This is a genomic window from Bradyrhizobium sp. LA6.1 (assembly GCF_040547805.1).
GTDB classification, from domain to species: Bacteria; Pseudomonadota; Alphaproteobacteria; order Rhizobiales; family Xanthobacteraceae; genus Bradyrhizobium; species Bradyrhizobium barranii.
Genome location: NZ_JBEPQK010000012.1, coordinates 136,602 through 153,405 on the forward strand (window position 1 = coordinate 136,602; position 16,804 = coordinate 153,405).

At 64.7% G+C, this 16,804-nt stretch carries 14 protein-coding genes; 8 read left to right on the top strand and 6 right to left on the bottom strand.

Annotated elements, in window-relative coordinates; translation table 11 throughout:
- Positions 1–222 precede the first annotated feature (222 nt).
- Positions 223–834: a TetR/AcrR family transcriptional regulator gene (locus ABIB99_RS27070; RefSeq protein WP_028156424.1), complete on the bottom strand. Its 612-nt coding sequence runs from the start codon at positions 832–834 to the stop codon at positions 223–225.
- Positions 835–964: 130 nt separating this feature from the next.
- Here ABIB99_RS27070 and ABIB99_RS27075 point away from each other — a divergent pair, with 130 nt between their 5' ends.
- The 4 genes from ABIB99_RS27075 (at position 965) to ABIB99_RS27090 (ending at position 7,543) form a co-directional block, all read left to right on the top strand.
- Positions 965–2,194, top strand: coding sequence for a cytochrome P450 (locus tag ABIB99_RS27075; RefSeq protein WP_166343639.1), 1,230 nt, complete (start codon positions 965–967; stop codon positions 2,192–2,194).
- 132 nt (positions 2,195–2,326) lie between these two features.
- A complete protein-coding gene (locus ABIB99_RS27080) occupies positions 2,327–5,971 on the top strand; it encodes an AsmA family protein (RefSeq protein ID WP_354178274.1) in 3,645 nt (1,214 codons plus the stop codon).
- A 199-nt stretch (positions 5,972–6,170) separates the two neighbouring features.
- A complete protein-coding gene (locus ABIB99_RS27085; RefSeq protein WP_354178276.1) occupies positions 6,171–7,289 on the top strand; it encodes a DUF2336 domain-containing protein in 1,119 nt (372 codons plus the stop codon).
- Positions 7,290–7,309: 20 nt separating this feature from the next.
- A complete protein-coding gene (locus ABIB99_RS27090; protein ID WP_063981598.1) occupies positions 7,310–7,543 on the top strand; it encodes a hypothetical protein in 234 nt (77 codons plus the stop codon).
- Between the two features lie 16 nt (positions 7,544–7,559).
- Here the strand turns inward: ABIB99_RS27090 and ABIB99_RS27095 are convergent, their stop codons facing one another.
- Both ABIB99_RS27095 and ABIB99_RS27100 read right to left on the bottom strand, forming a co-directional pair.
- Entirely contained in the window at positions 7,560–8,885 is a 1,326-nt protein-coding gene (locus ABIB99_RS27095) for an MFS transporter (RefSeq protein WP_063981599.1), read from the bottom strand.
- A gap of 381 nt (positions 8,886–9,266) precedes the next feature.
- Positions 9,267–10,004 (bottom strand): 3-oxoacyl-ACP reductase family protein, encoded by a 738-nt coding sequence (locus tag ABIB99_RS27100; protein ID WP_354178279.1) that lies wholly within the window; start codon positions 10,002–10,004, stop codon positions 9,267–9,269.
- A gap of 150 nt (positions 10,005–10,154) precedes the next feature.
- Between ABIB99_RS27100 and ABIB99_RS27105 the strand changes: the two genes are divergently transcribed.
- The 3 genes from ABIB99_RS27105 (at position 10,155) to ABIB99_RS27115 (ending at position 12,208) form a co-directional block, all read left to right on the top strand.
- Positions 10,155–10,697, top strand: a complete 543-nt coding sequence (locus ABIB99_RS27105; RefSeq protein ID WP_248577196.1) for a TetR/AcrR family transcriptional regulator — start codon at positions 10,155–10,157, stop codon at positions 10,695–10,697.
- Between the two features lie 191 nt (positions 10,698–10,888).
- A complete protein-coding gene (locus ABIB99_RS27110) occupies positions 10,889–11,317 on the top strand; it encodes a universal stress protein (RefSeq protein ID WP_071910488.1) in 429 nt (142 codons plus the stop codon).
- 399 nt (positions 11,318–11,716) lie between these two features.
- Positions 11,717–12,208 carry a YkgB family protein gene (locus ABIB99_RS27115; RefSeq protein WP_354178282.1) on the top strand — a complete coding sequence of 164 codons (492 nt, stop codon included), beginning with the start codon at positions 11,717–11,719 and terminating at the stop codon, positions 12,206–12,208.
- A gap of 116 nt (positions 12,209–12,324) precedes the next feature.
- Here ABIB99_RS27115 and ABIB99_RS27120 read toward each other — a convergent pair whose 3' ends face one another.
- From ABIB99_RS27120 to ABIB99_RS27130, 3 genes are all read right to left on the bottom strand, one after another.
- The gene (locus ABIB99_RS27120) at positions 12,325–12,822 is read right to left on the bottom strand and encodes a GNAT family N-acetyltransferase (protein WP_085399738.1); all 498 of its coding nucleotides are present in this window, start codon (positions 12,820–12,822) and stop codon (positions 12,325–12,327) included.
- Positions 12,823–12,887: 65 nt separating this feature from the next.
- Entirely contained in the window at positions 12,888–14,594 is a 1,707-nt protein-coding gene (locus ABIB99_RS27125) for an ATP-binding protein (RefSeq protein WP_354178285.1), read from the bottom strand.
- Complete coding sequence (locus ABIB99_RS27130; protein ID WP_247303963.1) at positions 14,591–16,105, bottom strand: ATPase domain-containing protein; 1,515 nt, start codon at positions 16,103–16,105, stop codon at positions 14,591–14,593. The genes ABIB99_RS27125 and ABIB99_RS27130 overlap by 4 nt, the downstream gene beginning before the upstream one ends.
- Before the next feature lie 398 nt (positions 16,106–16,503).
- Between ABIB99_RS27130 and ABIB99_RS27135 the strand changes: the two genes are divergently transcribed.
- On the top strand, positions 16,504–16,770 hold the full coding sequence (locus ABIB99_RS27135; protein WP_063981607.1) for a hypothetical protein: 267 nt from the start codon (positions 16,504–16,506) through the stop codon (positions 16,768–16,770).
- The last annotated feature ends 34 nt before the right edge of the window (positions 16,771–16,804 follow it).

A 16,804-nucleotide genomic window follows, 5' to 3' on the forward strand; every position in this document is an offset into this window, starting at 1 on the left:
ATTGCTGCTAACCCACGCGCCTGCGCCAATCGCCCGGCGCCTAGCCGGTTAGCGGCGCGGAGGCCCGGCGTATTTCCCGAAGCGGCCGTGCCTTGTCCGATTCTGCTGCAAGCAGGCGTGCGTTTTCACAAACGCACGATGGGCGGCGGACGACGAGTTGTCGAGGAATCGAGCGCCGGTCGGATGACGGTCCGGTCGTGCGATTGATATCGGCGGTCCAGGCTAGTTCGACGACAATCCCGTCCTGCGCCTGAGATCCGTGATCGCGCGCAGAAAACTGTCGGCCGGCGTTGTCTCCGGATCGATCAGGCGGTGCAGGCGAAAGCCGTCTTCCAGCGCCAGCACGACGGAGGCCATCCACGGCGGATTCAGCGTGTCGTTCCTGCCGTTGCTCTTCAACGTGGCCTCGACGATGTCGGCGACCAGCTTGCGGCGCGCGCGTAGCCGCTTGGCAAGCTCCGGGCGGCGCTTCTCGGCGCGCGCGACGAACAGGATCATCTCCATGTGCAGAAGGGGCGAGCGGCCGAGCGGGTCTTGCCGGCTGCGATCCATCGTCTTCAGCGCCGCGATGAAATCGTCGAGATTGTCGTGCTGCGCGAGGATGTCGAGGTTGCGCCGGATCGACTGCTCGACATGATCCTCAAGCATGGCGATGATCAATTCGTCCTTGCTCTTGAAGTTGGAATAGAACGCGCCGCGGGTGAAGCCCGCGGCGGCCGCGATCGCCTCGATGCTGGCGCCGCCGATGCCGTCCGCCTCGAACACGCGCGCGGCCGCCTCGAACAGTTTGTCGCGCGTGTCGTCCCTGGTCGGCCTGGTTCTCACCCTTGACATCGGCGCAGGTTAGGGCAGAATGCAACTCGATACAACAATGTATCGAGTTTATAATCTTGGGGATGGTTACGCCGCGCGCACAAGGGGCTGCCGGCGTATTCGTGTCATGCGGCAACCGATTGAGGTCACCATGAACGAGCAAGTGCAACCCGCAGGCGGACCGCTGTTCAACCCGCTGTCGCCGGACTTCATCCGCGATCCCTACCCGCACTATGACCGGCTGCGCACGATCGAGCCGATCCATGTGACGCCGTTCGGCCAGTTCGTCGCCAGCCGCCATGCCGACGTCAGCTTCGTGATGCGCGACAAGCGCTTCGGCAAGGACTTTGTCGAGCGCTCCAAGCGCCGCTATAGCCCTGCCATCATGGACGAGCCGGTGTTCCGCAGCATGAGCCACTGGATGCTGCAATCCGATCCGCCCGACCACACCCGCCTGCGCGGCCTCGTCGTGAAGGCCTTCACCGCCCGCCGCGTCGAGGACATGCGGCCGCGGATCCAGGCGATCGTCGACCAGGCCATCGATGCCGTGATCGAGCGCGGCCACATGGACCTGATCGAGGATTTCGCCTTCCGCCTGCCGGTCACCATCATCTGCGACATGCTCGGAATCCCCGAGGATCATCGCGAGACCTTCTACAACAGCTCGCGCGATGGCGGGCGGCTGCTTGACCCCGTGCCGCTCACGCCGGAAGAGATCGCGAAGGGCAACGCCGGCAACATGATGGCGCAGATGTATTTCCAGCAGCTGTTCGAGCTGCGCCGCCGCAATCCCGGCGACGATCTCACCACCCAGCTGGTGCAGGCCGAGGAAGACGGCCACAAGCTCACCAACGAGGAATTGACCGCCAACATCATCCTGCTGTTCGGCGCCGGCCACGAGACCACCGTCAATCTGATCGGAAACGGCCTGCTCGCGCTGCATCGCAATCCGGATCAGCTCGCGCTCCTGAAGGCGCGGCCCGAGTTGATGGTCAACGCGATCGAGGAATTCCTGCGCTACGATTCCTCGGTGCAGATGACCGGACGCGTGGCGCTGGAGGACATCGCCGATCTCGGCGGCAAGAGCATCCCGAAGGGAGAGACCGTGCTGTGCCTGCTCGGCTCGGCCAACCGCGATCCGGCGGTCTACCCTGATCGCCCCGACCGGCTCGACGTCACCCGGCCCAACGTCAAGCCGCTGTCGTTCGGCGGCGGCATCCATTTCTGCCTGGGCGCCCAATTGGCGCGTATCGAGGCCGAAATCGCCATTGCGACGCTGTTGCGGCGGCTGCCGGATCTGCGCATCGACGACGTCGAGAACCCGGAATGGCGCCCGACCTTCGTGCTGCGCGGCCTGAAACGCCTGCCGGCAAGCTGGTGATGGCCGGCGCCGTTAACCTCCGCGCGCAACAGTCGCTGTGACTTCGCCACACTTCCCTTTATATAAGGGGCTGTTCCGGCGCGCCTGAGGCCCTCAGGTTCGGCCCGGGCCGGTTTGGCCGAGGGGAGACCCGTGCAGACGACGCTGCTCGGATTGGCGATTGCCTTCATCATTGCGCTGCTGACCGCGCTGATCGGGCCTTACTTCATCGACTGGAACCAGTTCAGGCCCCAGTTCGAGGCGGAGGCGGGCACGATCATGGGCGTGCCGGTGCGGGTGGCGGGCGAGCTGGATGCACGGCTGCTGCCGGCGCCGACGCTGCGGCTGCGCTCGGTGACCTTCGGCGGCAACAACGATCTCGGCCGCCTGCGCGCCGACAAGCTCGACGTCGAGTTCAGCCTGAGCTCGCTGATGCGCGGCGAATGGCGCGCCACCGAGCTGACCGTCAACGGCATGGCGGTGGATCTCGGCCTGGATGCCAAGGGACGGGTCGATTTGCCGTCCACCGCGAGCGGCACCTTCAATCTGGCCTCGCTTGCGATCGAACGGCTGAACCTCACCGGCCGCATCGCCCTGCACGATGCCGCCAGCCGCTCGACGCTGGAATTGAACGACATCACCTTTTCGGGCGACGTGCGCTCGCTGGCCGGCTCGGTCCGCGGCGACGGCAGTTTCACCGCCACCGGGGTGCGCTATCCGTTCCGCGTCTCCTCCGGCCCGAGCGCCGACGGCAGCGCCACCCGTCTCCACCTCAACATCGATCCCGGCGAGCGCGCGATCTTGGCCGATCTCGAAGGCGTGCTCGCCTTCGACAACCGCCTGCCGAAATTCGACGGCGCACTGACGCTCGCTGTGCCCCCTGTCAAGAAGGCGGGCACGGCGGGGCCGACACCCTGGAAGCTCACGGCAAAGCTCAAGGCCGATCCGGCCGGCGCCAAATTCGATCAGATCGACGCGAGCTTCGGCGCCGAGGACAATGCGCTCAAGTTTGGTGGTGTCGGCGATGTCAGGTTCGGCGCCTCGCCGCTGCTGCGCGCGGTGCTGTCGGCGCGCCAGGTCGATGCCGACAAGCTGGCGGGCAAGGACGATGCCGAGCCGCAGCGCGTCCTGCCGGCCCTACGCGCGGGCCTTGCGGCGATCCCGCAGGCGCCGATACCGGCGCAGATCGAGTTCAACTCCGACCAGATCATGCTGGGCGGGCGTCCGCTCCAGAACATCACGGCGGAGCTTCAGACCGACGGAAGGTCCTGGACTTTCCAGCGGCTCGAGCTGCGCGCACCCGGCATGACGCAGCTCTCGCTCAACGGCGCAACGCCCGGCGCCGACAGCTTTAGCGGCCGGCTCAGCGTCGAGTCGTCCGATCCCGATACGCTGGTGGCGTGGCTCCAGGGCCGCAGCGAGATCAACCGCCGCAGCACGCGGCCGCTGCGTCTTGCCGGCGACGTGACCATCGCCGCCAATCATCTCGCCGTCGACAGGCTGAAGGCCGAGATCGAGGGCGGCGCGGTGGAGGGCCGCATCGCCTTCGTCCAGACCGGCGCGAGCAAGGGCTCGCGGATCGACGCCGAGCTCAAGGCCGACCGTCTCGACCTCGATGCCGCCGCAAGCTTCGTGCGCGCGCTCGCGGGGCCGCAGGGCGAATGGCCGGAGGAAGCCAAGCTCGCGCTCGACGTCGGCCGCGCGATGTCGGCCGGACAGGAGCTGCGGCCGTTCACGGCAAAACTCGGCTACGGCCCCGCGGCGCTGTCGCTGGAGCAGTTGCGGTTCGGTCAGGCGAGCGGGGTGACCACCGAAGCGAGCGGCAGCTTCGACCGCGTTCATGCCACCGGCAAGCTCGCGCTGAAATCCTCGGCCAATTCGCTGCGTGAGCTCACCGCGCTGCTCGAGCCGATTGCGCCTTCGGTGCGCGCGCGGTTCGACGCCATCCCGTCATTGCCCGGCGCGACGCGGCTGAAGCTCGACCTCAGCCTCGACAAGAACGCCGACCATGCCGATCGCAACGACGCGCGCGCCGTGCTCGATCTCGATGCGCCGCAGCTCAAGGCCACCGCGACGCTGGCCGGGCAGACGCCGGTGGCGGCGGTCAACGGCATCGACATCGACCGCTTGCGCAACAGCGACTTCACGCTGGACTCGAAAATCTCGACGCCGAAGGCCGGCGCATTGCTGGCGCTGCTGGGCCTCGATCGCGTCGCCGCCGCGGGCGAGGGCGCCTCGCAGTTCGAAGGCCGGTTGAGCGGCGCGTGGCGCCGGCCGTTGCAGTTGAACGCAAAGCTCAGTGGCGGCGGGCTGGATGCGGATGCGCAAGGCAGCATCGAATTGTCGGACCCCAATTCGTCTCAGCCGAAGGCCAGCGTGAATTTGCGCGTGCGTAATGCCAATCTGGCGCCGCTGTTCGGGACCAGTCCAACCGACAGATCGGTGCAGAGCGTCAACCTGTCCTCGCGCGTCGGCCTCTCCGGCAACCGCCTGACCTTCGACGATCTCGACAGCAGCGCGGCCGGCTCGCATCTGCGCGGGCATCTCGCGGTGACGCTGGATCAGGAGAAGAGCGTCGATGGCGAAATCGGCCTCGACGCGCTCGATCTTGCGCCCGCGTTCGCAATGGCCATCGGCGCCGCCGGACATGATGCCGGCGATCCCCTGAGTGCGGGGCTGCTCGGCGGCTGGCGCGGCCGCATTGCCTTCCAGGCCTTGCGCGGCACCTTGCCTGACGGCATCGAGCTGCGCCCCGTCGGCGGCACGATCCGGAGCGACGGCCAGTCGCTCGCGCTCGACGCGCTCAAGGGCGGTGTGGGCGGCGGTGAGATGTCGGCGAGCTTCGATGCGCGCAATGGCGCCAATGGCGTTGCGCTGAATGCACGTATCGAGCTGCGCAATGTCGATGCGGCGGCGCTGCGCTACCGCGATCTCGCACTGCCCAAGGGACGCGCCTCGGTGCAGATGGCCCTGACCAGCCAGGGCCGCAGCGTTGCGGCGTTGACCGGTGCGCTCGCCGGCAATGGCACGGTGACGCTCGAGGCCGCGGAAATCAGCGGCCTCAATCCGCGTGCCTTCGAGATCGCCATTCGTGCCAGCGACGGCGGCCAGGTTGCCGACGACAACAGGCTGCGGCAGCTCGTCGAACCCGCGCTGTCGGCAGGTCCGATCGCGGTCGCCTCGGCGCAGATCCCGTTCACGATCCGCGACGGGCGCCTGCGCGTCGGCGCGACACCGCTGGAAGCCAAGAACGCGCGGGCCATCGTCTCCGGCGGCTACGATATTCCCGCCGACCAGGCCGACATCCGCGCCAGCCTGACGCCGATCATGACCGGACTTTCGGGCGCGCCGCCGGAGATCCAGTTGTTCGCGGCGGGTCCCCCCGACAGGCTCAACCGCACCGTCGATCTCGCGCCGCTGTCGTCCTGGCTCGCGGTGCGCACGATCGATCGCGAGACGCGCCGGCTGGACGCGATCGAGCGTGGCGAGCCGCCGCCGGCGACTGCGGCGCTGCCGACGCTGGTCTCGCCCGATCCGGTGCCCGAGCCGTCGCTGACCGACGTGCCGTTGCCCGGCCGCGATCCGCGCCGCGCGCCGCCGAAGCCAAAGGCCGCGCCGACGCCGAAGGCGCCGCTGGCCGCCCCTGCAGCGCCAAGTCCTCCACTCACAAGCCCGCCGCTCGCGAGCCAGCAGATCGCCCCGCTGCCGCCGCCGATCGAGGTGAGGCCGGCGCCGGGCCCGCCGCCCGCAAAACCCAAGCCGAAGCCACCGCTGGTGCTGACGCCGTCGAATCCGTGAACGCGGCAGCCTGTTCGGCAAGCGCTGGCCCTTGCCCGCCGGTAAACCCATTCCCGCGCATTTTAACGAATTTTGCTCGGCAAAACTGATCTGCCGACTTTACTGGATTCTCGCGTTTGATCTCTAGTGTCGGTTCCCAGAGGAATTCGGCGTCCTGCCAGCACAAGCAGGATGGCTAACCAAGAACTGGGGTAACGAGATGAACGGGGCGAAATCGCTTCTGCAGGATCTGGACGACGCGATCGCGCGCGGCACCGACGAGAGCCGGGCGAAGGCGTTGTGGCATGCGACCGACATCCTGATCACCGGCCGCTACAGCGACGACGAGATCAGCATGTTCGGCGAGGTCATCGGGCGGCTCGCCGACGAGATCGAGGTCGCCGCGCGGGCGCAGCTCTCCGAGCTGATGTCGGCCTGCGACCACGCTCCGCTCAATGTCATCGAAAAGCTCGCCCTCGACGACGAGATCGACGTGGCCGGTCCCGTGCTGCGCGACTCCAGCCGTATCGACGAGAAGATGCTGGTCCAGAGCGCCATGACCAAGGGCCAGGCGCATCTGCTTGCGATCGCCCAGCGCAAGTCGATCGGCGAAGCCGTCACCGACGTGCTGGTCAAGCGCGGCGACCAGGCGGTCGTGACCTCCGTCGCAAGGAACGAGGGCGCGCGCTTCTCGGGCTCGGGCCTGCTGCACATGGTCCGGCGCGCGGAGGGCGACTCGATCCTCGCCGAGCAGCTCGGCCTGCGCAAGGACGTGCCGCGCCACATCTTCCAGCAGCTCATTTCCAAGGCGTCGGAAGACGTCCGCCGCCGCCTCGAGCACGAGCGGCCCGAGATGATGGCGCAGATCCAGAGCTCGGTGACCGACGTCACCGGCGATCTGCAGTCCAAGTTCGGTCCGTCCTCGCGCAGCTATTTCGTCGCCAAGCGCGTGGTGACGACGCAGTACCGCCAGGGCAACCTCAACCAGGACTCGATCTCGAACTATGCGCGCCAGCACCGTTTCGACGAGGTGCAGATCGGCCTGTCGCTGTTGTCGTCGCTTCCGGTCGACGTGATCGAGCGCGCGATGATGGACCGCAATCGCGAGATACTTCTGGTGCTGTGCAAGGCGCTCGACTTCTCGTGGGACACGACCATGTCGCTGCTGTTCCTCGGCGCCAAGGATCATCTGATCACGGCGCGCGAGCTCCATGACAGCGAGCGCGAGTTCGGCAAGCTCAAGATCGAGACGTCGCGCAGCATTCTGAAGTTCTACCAGTCGCGCAAGACCGGCGCGGGTGCCGATACGGGCCGTCAGCCCGAACTCCAGGTGCACTGAGCCAGAGGGGAGTATTTGCAATGTTGCCTCAATTCGGCACCGCAATTCGCAAGAACAAGAGCCTGCCCGTCGATGCCGGCGGTTCGGCTCCCGAGAAGGCTTCCGTCGACGCCGCCTGGCTCGTGCTCGAAGCCGCCAACGATCTCGGCGATCACGCCGCGATCGCGGCCTGCCGCCGCGTCATCGACGCCGAGCTCAACGGCACGGTTGCCGGCAGCGCGGATATCGATCTCGTGCTCGGTTATTTCAGGTAGCGACGATCACCCGCGTCTAGTGCGCCATCGCGATTTCGCCGGACACTTGCTCGCGCCTTGCATCGATGCGTAGCAGCACGACTACGACTGCGCCCACCAGCGCGCAACCCGCCAGCAACAGAAGACCTGCGGTAAAACTGCCGGTTAAATCCTTCAGGTAGCCCATTGCGTAAGGACCGGCGAAACCGGAAAGATTTCCAAGCGAGTTGATCGCGGCGATGCCGGCGGCAGCCGATGCTCCCGTTAGAAAGCTCGCCGGCAGCGGCCAAAACATCGGGGGGACCGCGGAGACGCCGATCTGCGCGAAGCAAAGCAATGCCATGACAAGGACGGAGTTGGAAACGAGACCTGCCACTCCGATTCCCACCGCCGCCATCAACAGTGCCGCGGCAACGTGACCCTTTCGCTCCATGGTCCGATCGGAATGACGACCAAGCAGCACCATGCCCGCGGCCCCGAAAATAAAGGGCAGCGCTGCGAGCAAGCCGGTCTGGGTATCACTGACGCCAAAACCCTTGATGATGGTCGGCAGGAAGAACGCCACGCCGTAACTTGCAGCATTCAGGCAGAAGTACACCAGAGCGCACAACAAAATGCGGTAATCGGTGAGCGCCTGACCCAATGACAGGTGTTCGACTTTCTCCTTGTTTCGCTTCTCGGTGGCCTGCACGTCTTCCAGCCAGGCAATCTCGTCTTGTTGCAGCCAGCGGGCCTGGCGCGGAAAATCGGTCAGATAGAGCAGGACGCAGATGCCTACCACGACCGACGGCAGCGCCTCGAGAATGAACAGCCACTGCCAGCCTTCCAATCCCCAACCGGTCACGCCGAGCAGAAGCCCGGAGATGGGCGACCCGATGATGGACGAAATCGGGATCGCCAGCATGAACAGGCTGATGACCCGAGCCCGGTAAACCGCCGGGAACCACAGGGTCAGATAGAAGATGATGCCCGGAAAGAATCCCGCCTCGCAGGCGCCGAGTAGCAACCGAAGAGAGTAGAAGACGCCCGTCGTCGGTATTCCCGTTGCTGCCGATATCGATGGGATGAATGCGAAGGCCGCCGAGACGATTCCCCATGTAATCATGATGCGGGCGATCCAGACGCGCGCGCCGACTCGTTCCAGGAAGATGTTGGAGGGGACTTCAAACAGGAAATACCCGACGAAGAACAAGCCCGCGCCCAGTCCGAACGCTGCTTCACTTAAACCCAGCGCCTGGTTCATGTGCAGCTTGGCAAAGCCGACATTGACGCGGTCAAGATAGGCCACGAAATAGCAGACGATCAGGAACGGTATAAGCCGCCACATAACCTTGCCAATGACACGCTTCTCGACGTCTTGCATGGCAAGGCCTCCCGTTTGATCACCGGAACCCGCTCAATATCCGGGCGGCGTTGCGAAACAATGACGGGTGCGAACGATGAGTGCAAACGGCATTTTGACGTTCAAGCCAAAGTGACAGTCGTGCTGTCATGCTCGAAGCTGGACGAGAGACGAAGCACGCGACACGCCCCATCTAACGCTCGGGGGCGGCCGAGGCATCGGCCGCCCGCCATGATGATCGCGAACATCATCTTATTTTGCCATCGCCGTCGTGGCCGACTTGATCCTCGCCTTGGCGGCATCGCGTTTGAAGCTCGCGCCTTTCCGCGTCGGCGGAAGCTCGATCGCAGTCATGGCCAGCTTCTCAACCTCCTGTTGGACGAACGCGAAGCGCCAGAATGTCTAGGCGTTCGCGCCGCCGTCGACGGTCAAGGTCGAGCCGGTGATGTATTTTGCCTTCGCGCTCGCCAGGAATGCCACGGCATTCGCGATGTCATCCGTCGCGCCGTACCGGCCGAGCGCCATGAACTGTTTCAGCGTCTCCGCGGTCGGGCCGTGCGCGGGATTCATGTCGGTGTCGATCGAGCCCGGTGCCACGAGGTTGACCGTGACGTCCCTCGGGCCAAGCTCCCGCGCCAGCGCCTTCGTGAATGCGGTTAGCGCCGACTTCGACGCCGCGTACACGCCGAGCGCCGGCGAGGGCACGCGGTCCGCGAAATAGCTGCCGATGGTGATGATGCGGCCGCCCTTGCCAAGGTGCGGCAGCGCCGCCTTGCTCGCGGCGATCGGCGAACGCACGTTGACGTTCAGCATCGCGTCGATGTCGGCGAGCGAGATGTCGTTGAGGCCGCCCAATCGCAGAATGCCGGCATTGTTGACCAGGATGTCGAGCCCGCCCAGCTCCTTGACGGTCTTGTCGACCGAAGCCTGAACGGCAGCGACATCGGCGCTGTCGGCCTGGATCGCTACGGCTTTCCGGCCCGTCGCCTTGATCGCGTCCACGACCTTGGCGGCGCTCTCCGCCGACTTCTCGTAAGTAACCGCGACATCGGCACCTTCCGCGGCGAGCGCCTTCGCGATGGCCGCACCGATACCCCTGCTTGCGCCCGTCACCAGGGCCCGTTTTCCTGCCAGCGTCATGTGATCTCTCCAATTCTGTAATGATCGACACAGAATATGTGGAGTCTTGATTGCCGCGGTCAAGTGAATTATGTGTTGATCATTACAGAAAGGCGGGCGATGGCAGGTCGGCCACGGGAATTTGATCGCGACGCGGCGTTGGAGGCCGCCATGCTGCTGTTTTGGCGCAAGGGCTTTGCGGCAGCCTCGATGCACGACCTTTGCGACGCCATGGGCGTCAGCTCGCCCAGCCTCTATGCGGCCTTCGAAAGCAAGGAGGCACTCTACCTTGCCGCGATCGAGCACTACGTCGAGACCCAGGGCCAGCCGGTCTGGGACCGGCTTGCGGAAGGCGCGACCGCGCGCGCCGGCATCGAGAATCTGCTGATCGGCGCGGCCGAGACCCTGCCGAAATCCCGGAGAGCGCCGGCCGGCTGCATGGCCGTGCTGGGCGCCGTCAGCGACGAATGGCCGGCAACGATTGCCCGCGAGATCAAGAAGGCCCGGCTCGACATGCTCGGCAATTTGCGCGGGCGGCTGGAGGCCGCGGTCGCGAGCGGCGAACTGCCTGCCGCAACCGACATCGATGCGCTGAGCCGGTTCTACCTCAGCGTCTTCGAAGGCATGGCGATCCAGGCCAAGGACGACGCGACGCCTGAGGAGTTGAGAGGCGTAGCGAAGGCGGCCATGGCGATGTGGCCGGGCGAGCGGTAGCTCGCGGCCCGTAGAGCGCAGCGAAACCCATCGCTCCCTCCAAGCGTGTTGAGGCGTGATGGGTTTCGCTCCGCTCTACCCATCCTGCGAGTTAGGCCGAGAGATTGATCTATCTCAAGACCGTATCCGAAACGCGGGCCCAGCTTACATTCGGAAGGCAGCGATACGTCCAGACAGACGGGAGGTGAAGCATGTACCGGCATATTCTCATTCCGACAGATGGGTCGGAGCTAGCGGAGCACGGCGTGGCGCATGGGTTGGCGCTGGCGAAATCCCTTGGAGCCAAGGTATCTCTAATCTTCGTTGTGGAGCCGTTTTCAGAAATGACAGGGCGGTTCCGTGAAGCAGTCGCAACATATGCCGAGCTGCGCAAGGAACAGGCCACGAGCACGTTGGATCGCGCGGCAAATGCGGCCAAGGAGGCCGGCGTTTCCTGCGAACCGATTCAAGTGGAGAACGGGCAACCCCATCAAGCCATCATCGCAGCAGCCGAGAATAAAGGTTGCGATCTCATCGTGATGTCATCCCATGGCCGCAGCGGACTCTCCATGCTTCTCATCGGTAGCGTGACAAACAAGGTGCTGGCGCAGGCGAAAACTCCCGTACTGATTTGTCCGTGAATGTGCGGATCTGCTGACAGAGTTCTCGCTCGCCGCGAGGACTAGAAAACTCAACGGCCGCATAAACCGCCTTGTCTGCTTTCGTCATCTGCGGGCCTTACCTGCCGGTCAGGCCTTGTCGGCCCGGCACCCGGGTAGCCGGTGACAGTGCACTTAACTCGAAGCAGGGGACCCCGTGCGCATCAATTGAATGCACTGTCACCGCAATTGCGGCGACGGCTAGAGCCTGTCGATCCGAAATGCGCGAGTCTCGACCGCGGCGCGAACACGCGCGTTGCACGCAGCTGTGATCGTGGAACCCCGCCGCGGATGTAACGACAGACGCTCCCCTCCGAATAGCCCGTAGCGGACGCTTCGTTCGCCAATAGATGGATGCGCAATCCGGGGAGAAATCGTCGCATGATGGGATTCAACGTCGCGGAGAATGGTGGAGGCTCTTATCGTCCGCTCGCCATTCTGCGCTGGGTCATGGTGGTCATATTCGTATCGTTTGGAATGCAGAAATTCACACTGCAATCCGCACAGGGTATCGCGCAGTTCATCAGCCACAGCCCGTTCATCTCCTGGCTGTCGGTATTCGGCCTGAGGGGAGAGGCCTATGTTCTCGGTGTCGCCGAATTCGTGATCGCGGCGCTGCTCATGGCAGGCAGCTTCAGTCCGGTCTTGTCGGCACTGGGTTCGTTCATGGGCATGGTGACCTTCGCGATCACGTGGTCGTTCTTCTTTACGACGCCGGGCGTCGTCACATGGAGCCTGTCAACCGATCCGATGGCGTGGAATCTGGCCGGCGAGTTCCTGTTCAAGGACATCGTCCTGCTGTGTGTTTGCGCGGTGTTGTTTCTCGCCTCGTTGCCGCAATCGGTTGTCCGGCTCCGCACCGGCGGAGCCTAAAGCGGCTTTGCGATAGCCCGTAGGATGGGTAGAGCACAGCGAAACCCATCACGTTTCAACGCGCCCGGAAGCAAGGATGGGTTTCGCTTCGCTCTACCCATCCTGCGAGACGCATCTCACCGCCGAGCGCGGTAAATCACGACATCATTGCCATGACGCGTCGTGCTCTTCTCGAGGATGTAATTGGCCTTCTCCAGCACGCGGCGGGATGCGCCGTTGCTGACATAGACAAGGCCGATGAGAGACGGCAGTTCGTGGTGCGACAGCCCAATGTCCGTCAGCGCGATTGCGACCTCGCTCGCAAATCCGCGGCCCCAGAACTCGCGCTTGAATGCGTAGGCAATCTCGATCTCGTCGATGTCGTCCACGAGGATGTGCCGGATGCCCGCTCGCCCGGCGAAGGCGCCGTCCTTCGTTCGCAGCACCCACAGCCCAAAACCGTGCTGGTCCCAATGCGCCATGTTGGTCGCGAGATAGGTCTTGGTGACCTCGGGTGCACGCACGCCGCCGAGATAGCGGGACACCTCGGCATCGAGATGCAGCGTGACGAGGTCGTCGAGGTGGTCTTCGCGAAGCCTCTCGGCGGTCAATCTGTCGGTGCTGAAGCGGTCCATGGAGACTGATAGCCGCTTTGGCGGCCGGTCGTCGATCGCTTTTCGCGATGCGACACCGCACGCCATCAGCTGCGGCTGGACCGCTTGGACTCCATGTCGCGCCCGGTTTCTGCCTTTGCCGCGCTGAGCGCCGCGGCCAGCTCGTCGATATGGTAGGGTTTCGGCAGAATCTGAAGACCCGCCAATTCGGCGTCGTGAACCGCGGCTTCGGAGTATCCGCTGGTCAGGAGCACGGGGATGTCGCTTCGCCTTCGTTTGATTTCCCGCGCCAGCTCGACCCCATTCATGCCACCGGGCATCATGACATCGGAAAAGACGAGGTCGACGGCGCGGCCGTCGGCCAGGGCACCGAGCGCGGCCGCGCCACTCGCCGCGTGCGTGACCTCGTAACCGAGCTGGCCCAGCATCTCGCTCACCAGTGCGGCAACCTCGTCATCGTCCTCGACCAGGAGGATGCGGCCATGATTGTTCCTCTTCGGCCGCACCATGTTGAGATCGATCAGGTGTCGCTCCCTGGAAGGAATGCTGAGCGATCGCGGCAAATAGAGTTCGATGCTGGTGCCTCGGCCGACTTCCGATCGAATGCGGACCGTACCCCGTGACTGCGTCGCGAATCCATGGACCTGGGCAAGCCCGAGCCCCGAGCCCTTTCCGACCTCCTTGGTCGTGAAGAACGGCTCGAAAACGCGTGACAGGATCTCCGGACTCATGCCGACACCGGTATCGACGACGGACAGGCGCACGTAGTCTCCGGCGATCTGCTCGTCATTCAGATCGGGCAGATTTTCCCCGCGCACGAGAATCGTGCCGCCATTGGGCATGGCGTCGCGGGCGTTGACGGCGAGGTTGAGGATCACGAGTTCGAGCTCGCCGGGATCGACCTCCACCGGCCAGAGCGTGTCCGGGAAATCGAACTCGACATGGACGTCGCCTCTCAGGCTTCGATCGAGCAGTTCGCGCATGCCGCCCATCTGCGAGGCGACGTCGACGGGCTCCGGCCGGAGCGTCTGCCGGCGGGAGAACGCGAGAAGCTGTCTGGTCAGGCTGGCCCCGCGCTGGGCGGCCTGGACCATCCCGTCCATGAGCCGGCGGCGACGGTCCGGATCGGTCTGGCGGTCGAGCATGTCGAGGCCGCCGGAGATCACCATCAGCAGATTGTTGAAGTCGTGCGCCACCCCGCCGGTCAGCTGTCCGATGGCTTCGATCTTCTGGGCTTGCCGAAGCGTCTCCTCGACCCGGGCACGCTCGTCCATCTCGACGCGCAATTGCTCGACGGCTTCCGCAAGGGCCCGCGTGCGCTCGACCACCAGCGTCTCGAGCTCCTGAGCCGCCTGTTCGCGCGCCGCGAACAGAGCCCGGATTTCGTATTGGCGCCGCCGCGCGCGCAGTGCCGATTGAACGGCGCTGGTCAGCGTCATTGGCTGAACCGGCCGCTCGAGCAGCGAGACGTTACGGAGAAGCGCGACAATGCTGCGGCGCCAGGCAAGGACGGCCGGCTGCTCGCGATCGCTGGTCAGGACGACGAAGGGCAGGTCGGACCAGGGCGGCTGGCTTTCGATCCATTGTGCCAGCGGCGAGGTGTCTTTCCCGAACAGAGCTTCCTCGGCAACGAAAACGGCGCCGACGCCGGCTGCCATCTCGCTGACGAGTTCGGGCAGACTGCGGCAGCTGGTCGCTTCCAGGTGCGAACTCCGGAACAGCTCGACGGAGGCAAGCCCGTCGCGCCCGATCGGAGCAAAGACGAGAACATGGTGATCTCGCTCAACGCTCATTCAACCGACCCTTCGGGCTTAGGTGCCCCGGTATAATGCGGATTGCCGGAAAAGATGCCGCTGAACTCCCTCAGGGGCGGGCCGAGCGTGATGCCGGCGCTGCTAAGCCGAAATTCCCGGATGGTATGCTCGTGTCGGCCGCTGCGCTTCTTGACGACAGACAGAGCGCGCCGCACCGTTCCGCCGACCTCGAAATAGCGCAGCATGACCACGGAATCGCTGAGATAGCTGATGTCGAGAGGCGTATCCATCGGACCGACGAGGCCATGCTGGGCGAGGACCAGGATGGTCAGCACACCCTGCTGCCCCAGGTAGCTCAAGAGTTCGTGCATCTGCAGGATGAGAAATCGCTCGTCGGGCATCGCGGCCAGATAGCCGTTCAGACTGTCGATGATGACGAGGCGGGCATTGTCGGCCTCGACGCTCTTTCGCACGTTTGCGGCGAACTCACCCGGCGACAGCTCGGCGGGATCGATCTGCTGAAACCGGACAAGCCCCGAATCGACGTGTTCTTGCAGGTGCAGGCCAAGTGTCCGGGCGCGCGCTTCGACCGTGCCGCGGCCTTCATCGAACGCGAAGAACACCGCGTGCTCGCCACGTTCGGCCGCCGCGATCGCGTAGGTGAGCGCAACCGATGATTTGCCCACGCCGGCGGCGCCGATGAGCAGCGCATTGGTGCCGCGCTCGAGGCCGCCTCCCAGGAGCTGGTCGAGCTCGGCGTTGCCGCTCGGGGTGAAGTCGCCGACGAAGGTCTTGTGATGTTCGGCCGCCACCAGGCGGGGGAATATCTGCAGGCCGCCTCGCTCGATCGTGAAATCGTGAAACCCGCCGCGAAACCGGATGCCGCGCATCTTGATCACGCGGAGCCGGCGCCGCTCGGCGCCGTAATCGATCGCGACCTGTTCGAGCATCACCACGCCGTGCGCAATGGAATGGAGCTGCAAATCGTCCTGAGATGACGAAAGATCGTCGAGCAGGACCACTGTGCAATTGCGGTTGGTGAAAAAATGTTTCAGGGCCAGCACTTGGCGCCTGTAACGAAGCGGGTTCTGGGCAAGCAGGCGCAGTTCGGACAGGCTGTCGAGCACGACGCGGTTGGGATTGACCCGCTCGACTTCCCTAAAGATCAGGCCGGTCGTCTCGCTCAGCTCCATTTCGGCGGGATGAAACACCGTGAGCTCGCGCTCCGGATCGAGCGTCGTCTCCGGCGGAACCAGTTCGAAGATGTCGATGCCGTCCAGCGTCCAGCCGTGCCGCTGTGCCACGACGTCCAGCTCGCGCTTGGTTTCGGACAGCGAAATGTAGAGCACGCGCTCTCCGTCCCGCACCCCCCTCAGCAGGAACTGAAGCGCGATGGTGGTTTTGCCCGTGCCGGGCTGCCCCTCGTAGAGATACATCCGGTTGGCGTCGAAGCCGCCTCCCAGGATGTCGTCCAGGCCGGCGCTGCCGGTCGATATTCTGGACAGCTCTCGGGGCGCACTGTCCGCAACAGTGCTGGATGGACTGCTCATTGGTTTCCCTTGACGCTTCGAGAGAAGGGCGCCACCGCCCCTGCACGAGCTCCGGGGCTCGCACTCGGTTAAGGCCGAACGGCCTTGGAACGAACTCTCAGATCGGCGCCGGGTTCCCTGCTGATGGGGTGGCGGTCGGCCCTGATCACGACGCCGATCCAGCCCGAAGACGGTACCGCACCGCCACTCGCAGGACGGAGAAGGTCGCGAGCCGGATGTCACTGAAGCCGACGATGCCATCGTGCTCCTGCGTTGCCCGACGGGTCAACCGATCCTCAGTTCGCAGCCCGGCGCGTCAAGCGTTCGCAGTCAAGTCGCTGCTTGATCTGAATCAAACAGGCGGATGACAGCCGCACCATAACGCGACTCCAGGGACTGGTGACATGTTGGTGTGCGCAATGAGTCCGACCTGGTACGTCACCTTCGAAGTGCAACGGCGAGGCGTTCTGCCGAGACAACGAAGTCCGCGCGAGACGAAGACCTTCGCGACTGAACATGAAGCCAAGCTGTTTGCGCGCGCTAAGCGCGATGAGGGACTTTCCGTCTTTGCAGGCACGATCAACCCGCACCTGCCGAAGCGGGTGATCCCATCCTCCGGCATCGGCGCGTGGCTTGCTGACGAACAGGACGGTGCTGGAGCGCACGGCACTTCAAAGACTGACTAAGCACTCTTCTGTGCACAGCGATGGCGCTTGGGTG